Origin of the sequence: Clostridium ganghwense, assembly GCF_026735165.1 — a bacterium.
GTDB lineage: Bacteria > Bacillota > Clostridia > Clostridiales > Clostridiaceae > Clostridium_H > Clostridium_H ganghwense.
Genome location: NZ_JAPQES010000004.1, coordinates 212,377 through 229,663 on the forward strand (window position 1 = coordinate 212,377; position 17,287 = coordinate 229,663).

The window sequence follows — 17,287 nt, forward strand, 5'->3', positions numbered from 1 at the left end:
TTTAATACCTCCTTATACTTAGGTAAATATCATTTTAATATATTTATCTACATTTTTCTACAATTTATCCTTTAAGCAAATGCATAACTAGTATATCCAAAAGAAAGCAATTAATCTTTTTTAAATCCATTATAAGTTAACCCTCCTAAATTACTTACAAACCTTCAATTGTATTATTTACTTAAACCAACGTATGAATACATTATATATTATTTATGTAAATATTTGTATATATTTTAATGATTTTTTTTAAAAGAAATTAAGCACAAAAAAAGACAATGCCTTTTCTATTTGCATCGTCTTTTTTTGTATTTATAATTTAATTATTTACTATCCAAACTTTTAGGTTTATATATTCTTCTCTTATCTAAAGAGAAAATACTATTAGAAAATTCTCCTTCTTTTGTTTCATTAAGTGCTTTATGCATATCGTAAAGACTAGCATCTAATATATCTAAATAATGAAGAAGTTGTGCTTCAGGAATCATTGGCTTTTTAGGACTTCCATATTCCGCTTCAAAATGGTGGGATAAAATCATATGCTGCAGCAACATTGTTACTTCTCTATCTGCTCCAACCTTATCAGCCACTAGTTCAATATTTTTAATTCCTTCTATTATATGACCCAGTAATTGTCCTTCTGGTGTATAGTCACTTACTATACCAAGTTCACTAGCATCCATCTCATTAATTTTAGCCATATCATGAAGTATAATTCCACCATAAAGTAAATCAGTATTTATAAAAGTGTATATTTCACTCAACTTTTCTCCAGCTTTAAGCATTGTAGTTGTATGATATAAAAGTCCAGATCTTATAGCATGATGGTTTCTCTTAGCAGCCGGATAGTGCATCAACTTTTCTACATTCTGCTCTATAATAGTTTCAACTATTTTTCTTATGTCATCATTTTTTATCTTTAAAATATATTTTAAAACTTCATCATACATATTCTCTGCAGAATTAGGCGCTGATGGAACAAAATCAGATATATCTACTTTGTCATGTTTATTTGTAGTTCTTATTCTATCTATTTTAAACTGATTATTCCCCTGCCATACTGTAACAAGACCTCTTACTTTTAAAAGAGTATTAGGCGTATAAATTTCTTCGTCTCCTTCTTTGTAATTCCAGTACTTTGCATTTATTTCTCCTGTTTTATCACCAATAGTAAAATCCAGATATTTCTTACTGTTACTTGCTGTTCTACACTCTGCACTTTTTATTATAAAATAACCCTCTATTTTATCATTAACTTCAAATTCTTCTATGCTTTTAACAACTATGTCCATTTTAAAACCCCTTTCCTATATCTTGGCTTCACTATCATTATAAAACAAATACAAATATTTTTCTTTAACTTTCTTTCCTGTTATCTCCTCAATAGCTTTTTTATAGTACCCTAACTGTTCTTTATACTTTTCTTTTATACCTTCTACATCGCCATCTTTAATGTAATCTGTTTTATAATCTAAAAGTACTACCTCATCATCTTCTTCAAAGTAGCAGTCAATAATTCCTTGAATTATTATATGTTCATTATTATACTTTTCTTCATCAAGGTTTTCGTATACATCTGTTACTTTTAATTGCATATGGAAAGGAATCTCTCTGTAAACTTTTTTAGCTCTTAACATTCGTTTACCAATATTGGAATTAAAAAAGTTCAATATTTTAACTACATCAACACTATCACCTTGCTCATCAGTAATAAGTTCTTTTCTTACCATCTCAGCTATTTGAACTTTAATTTCTTGTATAGTTAATTCCTTCTTATAGTCAATCTTTTGCATAACAGCATGCATTGCAGTACCTTTTTCTGCTCCAGTAAGTTTTTTATCTTTTTCTAGAAAGGCAGGTTTTTTAACAAGCTTAGGTGTATACCTTCTTTGAGAATAATCTTCATAGAGCTCTGCATCCTTCATTCTTTTTAACTCTGTAACAGTAAGCAGTGTTGGAAGCTTAGAGGCTTCTATATAATCATATTTCCACTGCAATCTTCTTTTAATTTCTTCATAATATTTGCTGTGCTCAGTAATCTTCTCTAGTTCCTCTCCTTCTAACTCTTCGTTTCCTTCTTCTTCATTAATAATAACTTCATTTCTACTATATAAGTTTATTTCCCATTTAGAATCATCTTGAACCAAATTACTAAGTTTATAATCTTCTATTCCTGCTGTCTCTCTAAGTTTTTCTCCATCTTTATGTCTCATTATTACAGGACAAATCCAGTCTAAGTAATTTTTAGCCTTTAACATTTCATACTCTGGAAGCTTCTCTTCATCATTATCCACACTGTAAGACCACTTTTGTACACACTTTTCAATACTGTTTACTGCTCCTGTCATTATAAGCTTTTCCTTAGCCCTTGTTAAAGCTACATAAAGTATTCTCATTTCTTCTGATAGACTTTCCATTTTAATTTTCTTTTTAAGTGCTTGTTTTAAAACAGTCTGGTAGGTAACTCTTTTGTTTATATCCACAAAGTCTGGCCCATATCCAAGCTCTCCATGGAAAAGAATCTTCTGATTTAAATCCTGCATATTAAAACCTTTCCCTAAAGCTGATAAAATTACAACTGGAAATTCTAATCCTTTACTTTTATGGATACTCATTATTCTAACTACATTTTCATTTTCTCCTAATATTTTGGCACTTCCCATATCACCACTGCTGACTTTCAGCTTATTTATGAAGTTTATGAAATTAAACAATCCTTTATAGCTTGTTTGTTCATACTGTCTAGCTCTTTGAAAAAGTATTCTAAGATTTGCCTGTCTTTGAACTCCACCAGCCATAGCCCCTACATAGCCATAATATCCAGTATCCGTATATAAATACCATATGAATTCATCTATAGGCATATGTATAGATTTATCTCTCCATATCTTAATTTTTTCTAAAAAAGAACTACATTTCTTTTGAATATTGCTGTTATCTTCTTCTGACGCCATTTTTAAAGCATCATAGAATTCTGCTTCCTTATCTTTAAGTCTAATATCAATAAGCTCCTCAGGGGTAAAAGAAGCAATAGGTGAACGTAGCACAGCAATAAGAGGAATATCCTGTCTTGGATTATCAATTATCTGGAGTAGTGACAGCATAGTTTTAATTTCTAGGGTTTCAAAATATCCACTACCTGTATCTGCATAAGAAGGTATATAATTTTCCTTTAATTCTTCCATAAATACAGGTGCCCATTTAGCTGTACTTCTTAAAAGTATAACTATATCTTTATATTCAACCTTTCTATACTCCTTTGTATTCTTATCAAAGATCTTAAATTCTTCTCCATCTTTAGGATTCACAAGTTCATTTATCCTTTTAACAACTATTCTAGCTTCCATTTGGATATTGCTAGGTATTTCTTCCTGTTCAGCTTCAACATTCAATCCTTCTTCAACTGTAGGTTTATTTTTCTCTAAAAGATGAAGTTCAATATTTCCTCCTACTACAACAGTTTCGTCAATACACTCTGCATAATCTGCTCCTAGATTTAAAGCTTCCTTTTCATCATATTCAAGCTCTCCAACATTTACGGACATTATCTGCTTAAAAATAAAATTAACAGCATCTAATATTTCTTTTCTGCTTCTGAAGTTCTTAAATAATGTTATCTTTCTCTGTGTTTCTCCTTCTTCTAATGGATAAGAGTTATATTTTTGAAGGAATATCTCTGGTTTTGCCTGTCTAAAACGATAAATACTTTGCTTTACATCTCCAACCATAAACACATTATTGTTTTTCCCATTATCTTCATCTTTCTTAGCTATAGCATTTACAATAGCTTCCTGAACCTCATTACTATCTTGATATTCATCAACTAATATTTCATCGTATTTGTCTCTCAACTTAAAAGCAGTTTTAGATGGAATTCTGTGGTCATCCTCATTTTTTTCTGTTAATACTTGAAGGCAAAAATGTTCGAAGTCATTAAAATCTATAATTCCTCTTTCTCTTTTCGCCTGTGCATATCTATCTATAAATTCTATTACAAGATCAGAAAGTTTACGCATAACGGGATATAATTCTATTAAATCTAAAGTTGTCTCGTGACTTCCGTATATTACAACTTTATTTTTTAAATCATCATTAATACTTTTTTTAGCCTTATTTCTTATACCTTTAACCTTCTCTTGCGTATCCTTATCCTCACAATTCTTGCATGCTTTTAATCTTTTAAAGCTTACTTTTTCAAATTCATCAAACAAATTATCCCAAGATTTTTCACAAGCTGCTAATAAGTCTTGTATCATACGAACATCATCAAGAAAAGTTTCTTCATAAGGGTCTAATCCTTCTGTTTTTCTTATAATATCTAATGCATTATTCATAGCCTTATAAAGACCTTCAAGTTCAATTCTTATGTCTTCCATCAATATTTTAGCCCATTTGGATTCCGTAAACTTATAGTTTTTATCTACATTGAAGTCTTCAGCCATTTGATTTAGTAATTCTCTTGGATAAGGTGAGCTCATGGCAAACCTGTAAAGATCAAGAACTATATTTTGAAGAACTAAATCATCCTTATTATTACTATAGCATTCCATAAGCTTTAAAAATTCAATACTGCAGTTATCATCCTCGTATGCTTCTTCAAACATCTGCTCAAGTGTTTCCCCTTTTAAAAGAATTGTTTCTGTCTCGTCCCCGATTCTAAAACTAGGGTCAATGTCTAAGTGATGAAAGTTATTCCTTATAACTTCAAGACAAAAAGAGTGCATTGTAGTTATGCTTGCTTTATTTAAAAGAGTAAGCTGTCTTTGAAGTTGTCTTGACTTTGGATGCTTCTTTAATTCTTCACTAATAGCCTTAGCTATTCTTTCCTTCATTTCTGATGCTGCTGCATTGGTAAAGGTTACAACTAATAATTTATCTATATCAATAGCCTTTGTAGGGTGGGTTATCATTTTTATTATTCTTTCAACAAGTACGGCAGTTTTCCCAGACCCAGCAGCAGCTGCTACAAGTAAATTACAGCCATGAGTATCTATTGCTGCCTGCTGATCTGTCGTCCATTTTACATCTCCCAATTATTTCACCTCCCCTTTTTTCTTCTCTTCATCTTCTCTCTCTAACATTTTCCAAATTTCTTCATCTTTTTTATCATTTATAACTTTATATTTGTTTCCATCAAAACTGTCATCAAATTGACATACAGCAGAATACATACAATAGCTACATGCTTCTGTTTTTGTACCCTTGAAAGGCTTTATCTGTATATCACCACTAAGCATTTCTTCACAAGTTTTCACCAAATTATTTTTAACGTGATTTCTCAAATTTTTAAACTGTTCCTCTGTTCCTACAGAAGATTTTCCTAAAGTATCTCCTTTATTAATTCTTGCTGGAATTATTAAAGAATAACCTTCAATTTTTCTATCCATTTCTTTTATTACATCTACATCTGCAAGAAGAAGTCCCTTCATTTTTAAAGCTTTCAATATTTCCTTTTCCATTTGTTCTTCTGACATTCCCCTATTTCCTCTTATTATAGGATCATCTATTTTAAAATATAAAACTCCACCTGGTAAAATAGGCTCTTTTTCTTTTATTTCTTCATTTGTTAGTATTGCATCTAAGTAAGTCAAAAGTTGAATTTGAAGTCCATAGTATACATCAGACAAGTTGAAATCTTTATTTCCTGACTTATAATCAATAATTCTATAATAATCTTTTCCTTCTAAGTTCAACTTATCTACTCTATCTATTCTTCCAATAAGCTTAACTTTCTCGCCATTTGAAAGTTCTATAACTATAGGTGGATAAGTACCCTTATCTCCAAACTCAACCTCATACCCTATAGGCTCAAATCCACTTCTTCTCATATGCTCTACTATAACTAAAAGAGTTTTTATAATAACTCTTTTTAATCTCTCTGTAAAATATCTATAACGTGGAGAGCTGTTAAAGATTGAACTAGCATCCTCTTTTATCTTTGTATCTACTATATTATTTACAGTTTCAATACACCATTCTTCCTCTATATCAAACCAATTTATTGAATTTTTATCCACAGTCTTGGAAAACTCATCAATAATATTGTGCATAAATGTACCTAAATCCGGTGGATTAAGCTTAAAAATTCTTCTTTCCTTTGCGTTAAGTCCATATTGAACATAATATGCAAAGGGACATTGCTCGTATTTTTCAAATCTTGAAACACTAAAATATAATTTTTTCCCATATAGCTTTCTAATTTTTTCTTTACTTATCAAATCCACAGAATTATCATAGGAAGCTGCTGAAAAGATAGTTTTACACTTATCTCTCCATTTCTTTCTTTCCTCTTTAACTTTCTCACTCTCATTTTCGTCCTCTTCACTACTATAAAAATGATATACATCACTCCAAAGAGGACTATCTTTTACTTCATCATTATCTTTTCGCAAGACTGATACTAATTTATTAAAAGTAGGTACTTTTCTTGATACTAATTCCAAACTCTTATCATCATCTATATCTTCAATTACATCACTTTCTTCTGTTATATTAGGGAAAAGTGACTTTAATCTTGATATTATTATAGAAGGTCTCACAGCCTTACCTTCATAATCAGCTATTGGATAGCATACTCTTAAACATTTTCCCGCTATGGTTAATGTTTTATATATTAAAAATTGCTCCTCAAAGATCTTTGACTTTGTATCCTGCGCAAGGTCAATATCCATTTTTCTAAGCTTATCTCTATCGGTATCTGAAAGTATTCCTTCTTCAGCAGCTACTGCTGGAAAAGTACCATCATTTACTCCTAATATATAAAGTGCCTTTACAGTATGACTTCTAACTCTCTCTACACTTGATACTAAAACTTCATCAAGGGTAGTTGGTATAAGTCCCATTTTATGTTCTCCAAAACCTATATGTAAAAGCTTAACAAATTCCTTTAGCTCAAGTTTTTCTTCCTTGAATACCTCTACTATTTGATCAAGCAGCTCTATAACTAAGTTCCAAATCTGACTATATTCATTTACAAGTTCTTGCCTTCCCTCTTCATTAAATCTGTAAACCCAGTTTTCTATGGTTTCATTAACCTTTATATCACACAAGAAATTATATAGTGCTGTGCATATTTCCTTTGCACTCTTCTTTCCTTTCAATTTATCAGAAAACTTAATCAAAGGAGCCACTACTTTTTTCTTTATCTCATTTACCTCGTCTATAACCTCTACTCTTCCATATAACCACTCTTCCTGCCATTTCTTTTTTCCTCTAATTCCATAAGCTATAACATAGTTTTCTAAAATATCTATCTCATCATTATCTATACCTATAAGCCCAGTTTTTAAATATCTGAATACAGCCTCATAGGACCAGTTTTTATTAAATATATCTATGGCAGAAGTAATAAGTACAATAAGTGGATTGTCATCTATTTCTTTTTTCTTATCTATAAAACAAGGTATTTCATATTCATAAAAGATGGTTTTTACTATCTTTTCATATGAATTTAAATCTCTAGTTATGACAGCTATGTCTCTAAATTTTAATCCTTTATCTCTAACCAGCTCAACTATTTCTCTTGCTACTTTTTCCACCTCTGAATATGGATTTAATGCCCTTATAATTTCTATATCCTTTGTTTTTTGAGTATAAGGCCTATATGGATATTTAAAATAATTCCCCTCAAGATATCTAATCTCTTCACTATCCTTAAATCTATCCATTTCATTGTGTTTTAAAACAACAGGATTTTCTATAGCAAAATTGTTATCTTTAGCAATTTTTAATATTCTTTCTTCTGTATTTTTTAGAGGTGCAAATACATCCGTGCTGTCAAACTCTCTGCCATACTCCATCCCTAAGGTTACATTTACTCTCTTAGCCTTTTTTATAAGTTTTTCAATAATCTTATACTGCTGAGGAGTAAATGAATTAAATTCATCTAACCATATTTCTGCTTCATTCAACATCTGTGAATAATCTAGCCTTTCATAAAGCAAGGTTATATCATCTTCATTGTCTATATAATTTTGGTGAAGCTTATCTTCAAACTCATTAAAAATTTTACTTATATCCTCTAGTTTATCCTTTAAGAGATCATCCTCTTCCATTTTCCTTATTGATGCTTGCACCTCTAATGGACTAACATCATATCTTTTTAATTCTGTTATCATATCTGAAATAGTATTAACAAATCCCTGCTGATTTGAAGCTGCAGCAAAAACCTTGAATTCATCTCTTATTTTATTTATTATATTAAAAATAAGCATACATTTTCCAGAAGAATCCATGTGTTGACGGGTAGCCCCTCCTACTTCATTGGAAACCTTGTATGCCATTCTTTCAAAACTAGTTACCTCTACATTTATAATTCCAGTACCCTTAATCTTCTCAACTATATTTTTCTCAGCTTGAAAAGAATATTGCTCAGGAACAATTAAAAGTAAGGGGTTCTTCTGACCATTTTCTAATTTCTTTTTAATCTGTTCTACACAGTAATGGCTCTTTCCACTTCCAGAACGACCATAAATGAATCTTAAACTCATAATTTATTCACCCGCTTCGCCTTTATTATCTATCATTTTAGACTAATTATCGAACATTTATTCTTATGCATAATTATATCATAAATGGTGGAAATGTTTTGAAAGATATTAAGCATTTATTTGAGTTATTTTGTAGTTTTATTTACATGTAACTGGTATAATTTAGGCTAAATAATATATAAAGTTATCATAAATAAAGGGGGAAAAAATATGATTTCAATACTTCACGTTGACAATAATTCTTTTTATAGACGAATCATGAAAAATGCTTCTCTAGAACAAGCCTTTAGATATATTTCAGTAAGTAGTCCTAAAGAGGCTTTTGAAATATTAGCTAATGATAGAATCGATTTAATAATAACAGCATTGGAATTCAGTGATGAAAAAGGGGAAAATTTTATAAAATGCCTAAATGAAAGTAAATATAAAAGTATTCCTGTTATCGTATTAACTTCAAATGACGGCATTGAGTCTAAGAAAAAAATGTTTGAATTAGGAGTTATTGATTATATCTTGAAAAGTAATAACATTGATAATTTATTTATGAATATAAATAGATTTAAGATAAAAGATTCTATAGATAAAAAACTAAAAAACATTAAAATAGCTGTATTAGATGACAATAAATTAGAGTTAGAAATAATACAAAAAATATTTCAAATAAATGATATTACTAATGTTGATTATTATTCTAATCCAGATGACCTTTTAAATAGTGCTAACGAGTATTCAATATATTTAGTAGATTTTATTTTACCTAATATTTCTGGGGAACGAGTTATACTAGAATTGAGGAAAAAATATAAATATAGCTTAATACTTACAATGTCTTCTATAGATAATTACAAGGTAGTTTCAAATATTTTATCATCTGGAGTAGATGATTATATCACTAAACCTTTTAACGAAAATGTTTTTATGGCAAGATTAAAAGCAAATATTCGAACATTTTTATTACTAGATGAATTAAAACAAAAGAATTTAGAATTAAAAAGACTTATAAAAATAGATGAACTAACTGAATTATATAATTATAAATACCTATATGAAAGCTTAGAAGAAGAAATAAAAATAGCAGCACGAGGCGATAAAGAACTTTCTATAGTGATGTTTGACATAGATAACTTTAAATCAATAAATGATAATTACAGCCTAGAAGCTGGGGATAAAATCTTAATAGAAATAAGTAATAAGTTAAAAGAACAATTTAAAGAAACAGGTATTTTAGGAAGATATGCTGGAAAACAATTTTTAGCAATACTTCCTGACACTAATTTAAAATCTGCATATATTTTAGCAGAACAAGTTAGAGAAAACATAGAAAATATGAGAGTTAGAGGAATAGCTTCTGATATAACACTAAGTGCAGGAGTAGTAGAATTTAATAAAGAAAACGTACTAGAATTAATAAAAAAAGCTGACAAGCTTTTGAATGCTGCTAAGGAAAACGGCAAAAATAAAGTGGAATATGAGGAATAAAGGATATGGATATAAATAAACCTGATATTAGCAATCTTCCAAAATGTATAGATGATGTAAAAAATGCAGCTTTAGATAATGATCAAGGCCCAAATGATCCAACTAATTATAAACAATTATTAATAAGGTTAGATGCTTCTCGATATGCACTTCCTCCTCTCTATCGTAAAGCAGTATTTAATCCCTATATTAAGAAACTTGAAAATATGGGACCAGAAAATTTTAATAAGATACTCTTGCTTGACCCTAAAAAACAAGGATTGGCTGGTTTAATGCTTGATATAGCCCATGCCATTCTGCAAAATGGTGAAGGATATCATAAAAAAGCTACAGATGCTTTTCAGGAAGTTGTTAGTGACCTAACTGATGGTTTTTTAAGTGCAGAAGATAGAAGAAATGTAAAACCACCTGATAAAAGTGTACTTGCTCCTCTTGTTAAATGGGGAAATCCTTCATATGGACCATATACTTGGACAATAGATTCTACTTCCATTTTCGGATTACAAGCAGCAATTGTAAGTCTTCCACCAGCTAACGCTAGGCATGGTCTTCTTGCTTGGGCTGCACTAGCTCATGAAACTGTAGGACATGATATTTTACATGCTGATACTGGACTTATACCCGAACTAAAAAATGCTGTTTTAAATGCTCTTAAAGAACAAGAGCTTGGAAATAACTTAGCTGAATATTGGGCTTCTAGAATTGATGAAACTGCTTCCGATGTTTTAGGAATACTAAATATGGGTCCAGCTTCTGGGATAGGTTTAATTGGTTATTTTCGGGGCTTAAATTATGCTTTTACAGGTAAACCGATTCTTAGAAATGTTGGCCCTCAAAACGATCCTCATCCAGCGGATATCTTAAGAGGATATTTGGCTGCTTCTGCTGTAAGATTGCTTAAGTTCAAAGGTGCAGAGGCTTGGGCAAAAATCCTTGAAGATGAAACCAATAAAGATCTTTCAACTATTCGTTTGGCAGGAACAGTAACAAGCGTTACTGATGCACGTAAATCTGCCAAAATAGTTGCCTCTACAATAATGTACACAAATTTGAATAGTCTAGAAAATCATCAACTAGGTGAAATTCAAAATTGGTATGATGAGGATGAATATATAGTTAATCAATTACGCTCCCATATAAATACCTCAACACCATTATCGATCGCTTATGCTTCTGGAATCTATGCAGCTCATGTAGTTGCTGCTGCTGTTACAGAGGCACTTTCAAAAGGAACCAATATTTATTTTATTTTCCAAAGAATGTTAAGTATTTTGAAGATAATGCATGATGCTAATCAATCATGGGGCCCTTTATATATAGCGCATCCTGGAGATATTACGGCACATAAAGTTTATTTAAAGATTAAAGATTGTTAGACATAAAAACTTATACAATCCAATAAGATAAATAATTTTTACTTTATATTTCATCTCATTATAGAAAAAAATACTCACCAAACTGAATGGTGAGTATTTTTTGAAAACGCATTCACTTATTGAATATATTTACTATTTTACTAATTTATCCTATAATGAAGTTAACATTATAAATACTATTATAAAAATAATTTATGAGAGGAGCGTAGATATTTTGAATAGTAAAATTTGTATTCAACATGATGGTCAAGATGTGACTGATAAAGAATTATTGGGCAAGTTTAAAGAACTTTGGAAACAATCTGGAGGAAAAATCAAAGAAATTAAGAAGTTAAATCTATATTTTGTACCATCAAGTAAAAAATGTTACTGGACAGTAAATGCTACTACAAGAGAAGAATCTGGAGAATTCGAAGTATAAAGTAATAAAATATGTACATAAGAAGAGCAACTATACCCCATGAGTTGCTCTTCCCTATTCATCTAATATAAAAATAGTATATTAAAAACAAAATCTTTAAAGAGCATTTTTTCCTTCTTCTCCAGTTCGAATTCTTATAACATTTGATACATCATAAACAAAGATTTTTCCATCTCCAACATTTCCTGTATTAAGCACTTTTTTAGCTGTTTCAATAACCAGCTCAGCAGGAACTTCACAGACTACAATTTCTATCTTTACCTTTGGCAACAAATTAATTTCATAAGGAACTCCTCTATAATATTCTGTAACCCCTTTTTGTGTTCCACACCCTAAAACCTGTGTAACTGTCATACCTGTTATTCCAATTTTATTTAAAGCTTCTTTTAAATCTTCAAACTTATTGCTTCTAGCAATTATATCGATTTTTGTGATTTTTTCATTCATATAAAAGCCCCCTTTTATAAATCAATGTATGCTGAAATACCATGCTCAATAGTGTCTAATCCATAGATTTCTTCATGTGGTTCGACTCTAAGCCCTACTGTCTTTTTAATACTGATAAAAGTAATATAAGAAAGTAAAATAACTGTAGCTGCACATATTAAAACTCCTAATATTTGAATTCCTAATAGCTTAAATCCTCCACCATATAATAATCCTTCATCTATTGCAAATAAGCCAACAGCAATAGTTCCAAGAGTTCCACATACACCATGAACCGAAATAGCACCTACTGGATCATCTATTCGCAGCTTTGTATCTATATATTCAACAGATAAAATCATAACAATTCCAGCAATCAACCCAATCACAATTGCACCAATATAAGAAATCATAGAAGCTCCTGCAGTCACTCCTACCAGCCCTGCTAAGGCACCATTCAAAGTAAGACCTGCATCAGGTTTTTTATATCTAAAAGTACTAAAAATCAAACTTGAACTTGTTGCTGCTGCCCCGCCCAATAAAGTTGTAATAGCCGCATGGGAAGTACTTGGTGAAGTAATATCTAAGGTACTTCCTGGATTGAACCCAAACCAACCAAACCATAAAATTAAAACCCCCAAAGCTCCCAAAGGAATATTATGTCCAGGAATTGCATTGACTTTTCCTTTTTTATATTTTCCATCTCTTGCTCCTACCAATTTAGCACCTACAAAAGCTGCAAATCCACCTACCGCATGAACAGCAGTACCTCCAGCAAAATCTCTAAATCCTAATTGACCTAAAAATCCATCTCCCCAAATCCAATGACCAATCAGTGGATAAATTAAAGTAGTGGAAACAATGCAGAAAATAATATATGAAGTAAATTTTGTTCTTTCTGCCATAGCTCCTGAAACAATAGTGGCACAAGTAGCTGCAAAAATTGCTTGAAAGAAAAAGAATACTTCAAAAGAAATTCCAGCATAAGTTTTTGGAACATTAACAAGCATAAATCCATCGGTTCCAAATAAATTGAAAAAATTCTTCCCATACATAATCCCATATCCTACAACAAAAAATCCAATTACTCCAATAGAAACCGTAATAAAGTTTTTCATAATGATGTTAACTGCATTTTTAGATTGTGTGAAACCTACTTCTACCATCGCAAAACCAGCATGCATCAAAAATACCAGTATCGCAGCAACTAAAACCCACATTGAATTTAAAACATAATTCATTTCCATATTATCTCCTCCCTATTAATAAAATAACCAAAAATTTGAAAATATAAATTTATTTTTGTTAAATTAACAACCACCCGAACAACAAATTAACAATTCATTAATTGTATGTATTTCATTTTAATAATTTATCATTTTATTTTTATGAATTTTATTATATTGTTATTTTTTAAAGCTGTCAATTGTTAATTTATTAAAAATCGTTTACATTTTTTAAAAATATTTTTTTATTTATCTATAGGGATAAGTACTCTAAAAACAAAGAGGAATTAAAAGTATCTCAACTTCTAATTCCTGTTTAAAACTTTAAGCTTTATTCATTTCAATTGTACCTACTCATTCTTATTGATTAAATCACGATAATATTTATTTGAATCTCCATAAACAGCATCATTTAATCTTAAAATAGTAATTCCATTATAATAATGGTTGTCTATTGCATCATTGATATTATTCCAAAATGTCTGACTATCATTTCCGCCACTCAAACCATTTTCACCTTTTATTTCCACTCCATTATCGTGTGCAGCATCACCTACCCAAGCAACTAATGTTTTTGCTGCTGATGTTGTATCACCGTTTCTATCATTCATTTCTAAGCAAGTAAAATGTAATGTAACTTTGCCATTAAATTCTTTTACCATTTGCATAATAGACTTGTATCCATATCCATTTTCTTTACTGAAATCTGTATTAATAAGCCCAGCATTAATTTCTGCCGTTCTTGGATAATTAGAATTATCAATTTGCCAATGAACACCTGGAATTTTAATTCCTAATTGCACGTTAGATAATTCATCATCAAATGCTTGTTCTGCATATTTAATCATATTCCTTCCATGATTAACCAATTCATTGTTATACCATTCAATAAAATCTCTTCCATATTGTGAATCTAAATAAGCTCTACCAGAACCATAAATAAAGTTTGCTCCATCTGTAGGAGGTGTTATTTGTGAATCATCTGTTAAATTAATTCCCCATGCAGCATTTACACCTTCTAAATTATTATATTTTTCTAATATAGACTTTCTAAAATCATCCTGTGCTAAATTAGAATAACATTGAAAATATCCTTTGTTTGGAAATCCACTGTAAGTATTATTTGCATCATGTGCATTATATGATGGATATCGAAGTTCTCCTGATGCTCCGCAACTTACGTTTAATTCTGCGAAATCGTTTGCATAAAAAGCATAATGATCTTCAAAAGAATTCATAAAATCCACATATTCATTCTTAACCAAATCATCAATCCACAATGATAAATATTCAGCAGATGTATTTCCTAATTCACTTTCATATTTTAAATCATCCCAATCCAATGTTCTACCTAAATAGTTCTTTCCATGATATTTACGCCATACCCAACTTGGAAGATATGCAGTATAATCATCTCCCACATTTCCACCACATTGATGAAAAGACATAATAGGAACAATCTGTAGTCCTGCATCCTTAATTTCTTTAAATACTCTGTCATAATAATTCCAATCAAATTGATTATCTTCTTGTTTTTCTACATCACCCCACCAAACATCTACACTAACTGCATTAACACCCATGTCTTTTGCCATATTTAGCTCATTTTCAAATTGTCCCCAATCATTAACATGTAGTGGTGCCATTACATTTGCAGTGAAATCTTCTTTATATGATTTTGCATGTACATCTATAGGTTTTGTTACACCAAACATACCGGCAATCAAAAAAGAAAGACACAAACTACCTATTCTTTTAATATTCCTCCTTTCATACGTTTTCAATCTTTTTTTTAGCTGTGTTTTAAGCATAAACCCCTCTCCTTTTATTTAATTTTTAATAAAAACTCAATAAAAATATATTGAATTTATTATTTTTGTATGAATTACAATAAAAACACACATTTACATAAATTAATATTAAAACATATATTTAACATAAAATATACCATTTATTTTTAAAATTGTAAAGTTTTATATAGCGTGTATTGACAATTTATCAAATAAAAGCATGGCTTAATTTTGTTAGTAAGCCATGCTTCAGTATTAAAATTAAATTTTAAATTTTGATACAACTTCTAAAAGTTTATCTATACTTTCTTTTGACTCTTCTGTCTCCTTAATTACATTATCAGATTTTTCAGCAACAACTACAGCTTTTTCTGCAATACTTGTCGTATTTTTTACACCTTCATTTGTAGCATTTGTTATTTCATTAATTGCCTTCATAGCATTTTCAACAGAAACTGCTAATTCGTCAGCTGTAGAATTAAAATCATTCATTAAAACACTTACAGAGTTAGCATCTTGATTATATAGCTCTCCTGTATTAACCAATCCCTCATAATCTTTTGTTACTTTATTATCTATAAATTTTAAAACTTCTTCAGAACCACCTGAAAGGTTTTCAACTGAACATATTACAATATTTGTAACTTTTTGTATTTCTGATACAGTTTCATTAGATTGTTCTGCTAATTTTCTTATCTCATCTGCAACCACTGAGAAACCTTTTCCAGCTTCCCCTGCTCTTGCTGCTTCAATTGCTGCATTCAGTGCTAACAAATTAGTCTGAGAAGATATCTGCAATATAGCATCTGAAAGCGTATTAATCTGCTCTACAGCTTTAGATTCTTCTATTGCCTTTTCTAATTTTATTTTTGTATTTTCATATATTTCATCAGCCTCCTGTTTGGATGCTAATGCATTTGATTTCAAATCAGTTGCTCGTCCACTTATTTCTTTAATATAACTTGCTCCCTCTTGAGCTTTCTTAGCAATAGAATTTACAGCTTGTGTTATTTCTTCTGATGTAGCATTCATTTCCTCTGTGGAAGATGCTGTTTCCTCCATACTTACAGACATCTGTCCAGTAGTATGACGCACCTCTTCTACTTGTTGATTTAATTCTGTCATAGAACTTTTAATTAACTCTACAATATTTGCAGTATTATTAGTATTACTATTTACTTCTATCATTATTGTTCTAAGATTTGATAAAAATTTATTTACTACATTTGCAAGCTCACCAATTTCATCATTAGAAGAAATTTTAATTTCTTGAGTTAAATCTCCTCCTCTTTCGGCTAATATTTCTAATTCTTTTTTCAATATGTCTATAGGTTTCAAAATACTTTTCCCAATAAATACCCCTGCTGCTACAGCAAATATACATGCTATTACAATACTAATTATAAGTATTGTTTGAGCATGAGCATAAGCTTTATCTCCATCTTTACTTGCTTCTTCTGCTTGTTGCTCATTAAAATTAACCAATTCTAATAATGCATTAGATGCAGTATCAAAGGCTTTTTTTGATTCACTATTCATTATTTCCATTGCTTCTTCTGTTTTTAATTCTCTGCTTAAAGATATCATATTGTTGTTTAATTCTAAATATGTTTGCCACTCTGTTTTAACTGTATTAAATAATTTTTTATCTTCTTCATTATAAATCAATTTTTCATATTGATTTAAATATTCCATGATTCTATTATTTTTTTCTTTCATTTCAGATTCTTTTTTATCCATTTCATCTTTAGATGTAGAAATTATATGTTCATATTCTAAAATTCTAAAATCAGAAGTCATAGTGTTTACGTTTTCTGAACATTCAATTTTGGGAATCCATGTTTCAGCTATAATAGTAGATTGATCATTTACCATCTTAAGTGTACTGTTAGAATATACCCCAACTCCCATAAAAATAGAAATCAATAAAACAAATGCTATACTAATCTTTTTCTTAATTGTTAATTTCATCATTTTCCCCCTACATTTGATATTTAAACATATTTCTCCTAATCACATTCTAATATATTCCAATTCGACTTGCAACAACAAAAAAAAACAACCTTTAAATCCAATATCT

10 protein-coding genes are annotated in these 17,287 nt (G+C 30.0%); 3 read left to right on the plus strand and 7 right to left on the minus strand.

Annotated features, from left to right (window positions below; genetic code table 11):
- Positions 1–323 precede the first annotated feature (323 nt).
- From OXH55_RS12200 to addB, 3 genes are read right to left on the minus strand one after another with little or no spacing between them, the layout of a single operon-like run.
- Positions 324–1,292 carry a 3'-5' exoribonuclease YhaM family protein gene (locus OXH55_RS12200; protein ID WP_268050257.1) on the minus strand — a complete coding sequence of 323 codons (969 nt, stop codon included), beginning with the start codon at positions 1,290–1,292 and terminating at the stop codon, positions 324–326.
- 15 nt (positions 1,293–1,307) lie between these two features.
- Complete coding sequence (addA, locus tag OXH55_RS12205; RefSeq protein ID WP_268050258.1) at positions 1,308–5,033, minus strand: helicase-exonuclease AddAB subunit AddA; 3,726 nt, start codon at positions 5,031–5,033, stop codon at positions 1,308–1,310.
- A complete protein-coding gene (addB, locus tag OXH55_RS12210) occupies positions 5,034–8,489 on the minus strand; it encodes a helicase-exonuclease AddAB subunit AddB (protein ID WP_268050259.1) in 3,456 nt (1,151 codons plus the stop codon).
- Positions 8,490–8,699: 210 nt separating this feature from the next.
- Here addB and OXH55_RS12215 point away from each other — a divergent pair, with 210 nt between their 5' ends.
- The 3 genes from OXH55_RS12215 to OXH55_RS12225 all read left to right on the plus strand — a co-directional run bounded on the left by OXH55_RS12215 (position 8,700) and on the right by OXH55_RS12225 (position 11,765).
- Positions 8,700–9,968, plus strand: a complete 1,269-nt coding sequence (locus OXH55_RS12215) for a GGDEF domain-containing response regulator (RefSeq protein WP_268050260.1) — start codon at positions 8,700–8,702, stop codon at positions 9,966–9,968.
- Positions 9,969–9,973: 5 nt separating this feature from the next.
- Positions 9,974–11,344 carry a hypothetical protein gene (locus tag OXH55_RS12220; RefSeq protein ID WP_268050261.1) on the plus strand — a complete coding sequence of 457 codons (1,371 nt, stop codon included), beginning with the start codon at positions 9,974–9,976 and terminating at the stop codon, positions 11,342–11,344.
- Between the two features lie 214 nt (positions 11,345–11,558).
- A complete protein-coding gene (locus tag OXH55_RS12225) occupies positions 11,559–11,765 on the plus strand; it encodes a DUF6465 family protein (protein ID WP_268050262.1) in 207 nt (68 codons plus the stop codon).
- 96 nt (positions 11,766–11,861) lie between these two features.
- Here OXH55_RS12225 and OXH55_RS12230 read toward each other — a convergent pair whose 3' ends face one another.
- From OXH55_RS12230 to OXH55_RS12245, 4 genes are all read right to left on the minus strand, one after another.
- Positions 11,862–12,212 (minus strand): P-II family nitrogen regulator, encoded by a 351-nt coding sequence (locus OXH55_RS12230; protein WP_272509057.1) that lies wholly within the window; start codon positions 12,210–12,212, stop codon positions 11,862–11,864.
- A gap of 14 nt (positions 12,213–12,226) precedes the next feature.
- Positions 12,227–13,438 carry an ammonium transporter gene (locus OXH55_RS12235; RefSeq protein WP_268050263.1) on the minus strand — a complete coding sequence of 404 codons (1,212 nt, stop codon included), beginning with the start codon at positions 13,436–13,438 and terminating at the stop codon, positions 12,227–12,229.
- Positions 13,439–13,767: 329 nt separating this feature from the next.
- Entirely contained in the window at positions 13,768–15,228 is a 1,461-nt protein-coding gene (locus tag OXH55_RS12240; protein WP_268050264.1) for a family 14 glycosylhydrolase, read from the minus strand.
- A gap of 240 nt (positions 15,229–15,468) precedes the next feature.
- On the minus strand, positions 15,469–17,178 hold the full coding sequence (locus OXH55_RS12245) for a HAMP domain-containing methyl-accepting chemotaxis protein (RefSeq protein WP_268050265.1): 1,710 nt from the start codon (positions 17,176–17,178) through the stop codon (positions 15,469–15,471).
- Positions 17,179–17,287 lie beyond the last annotated feature (109 nt).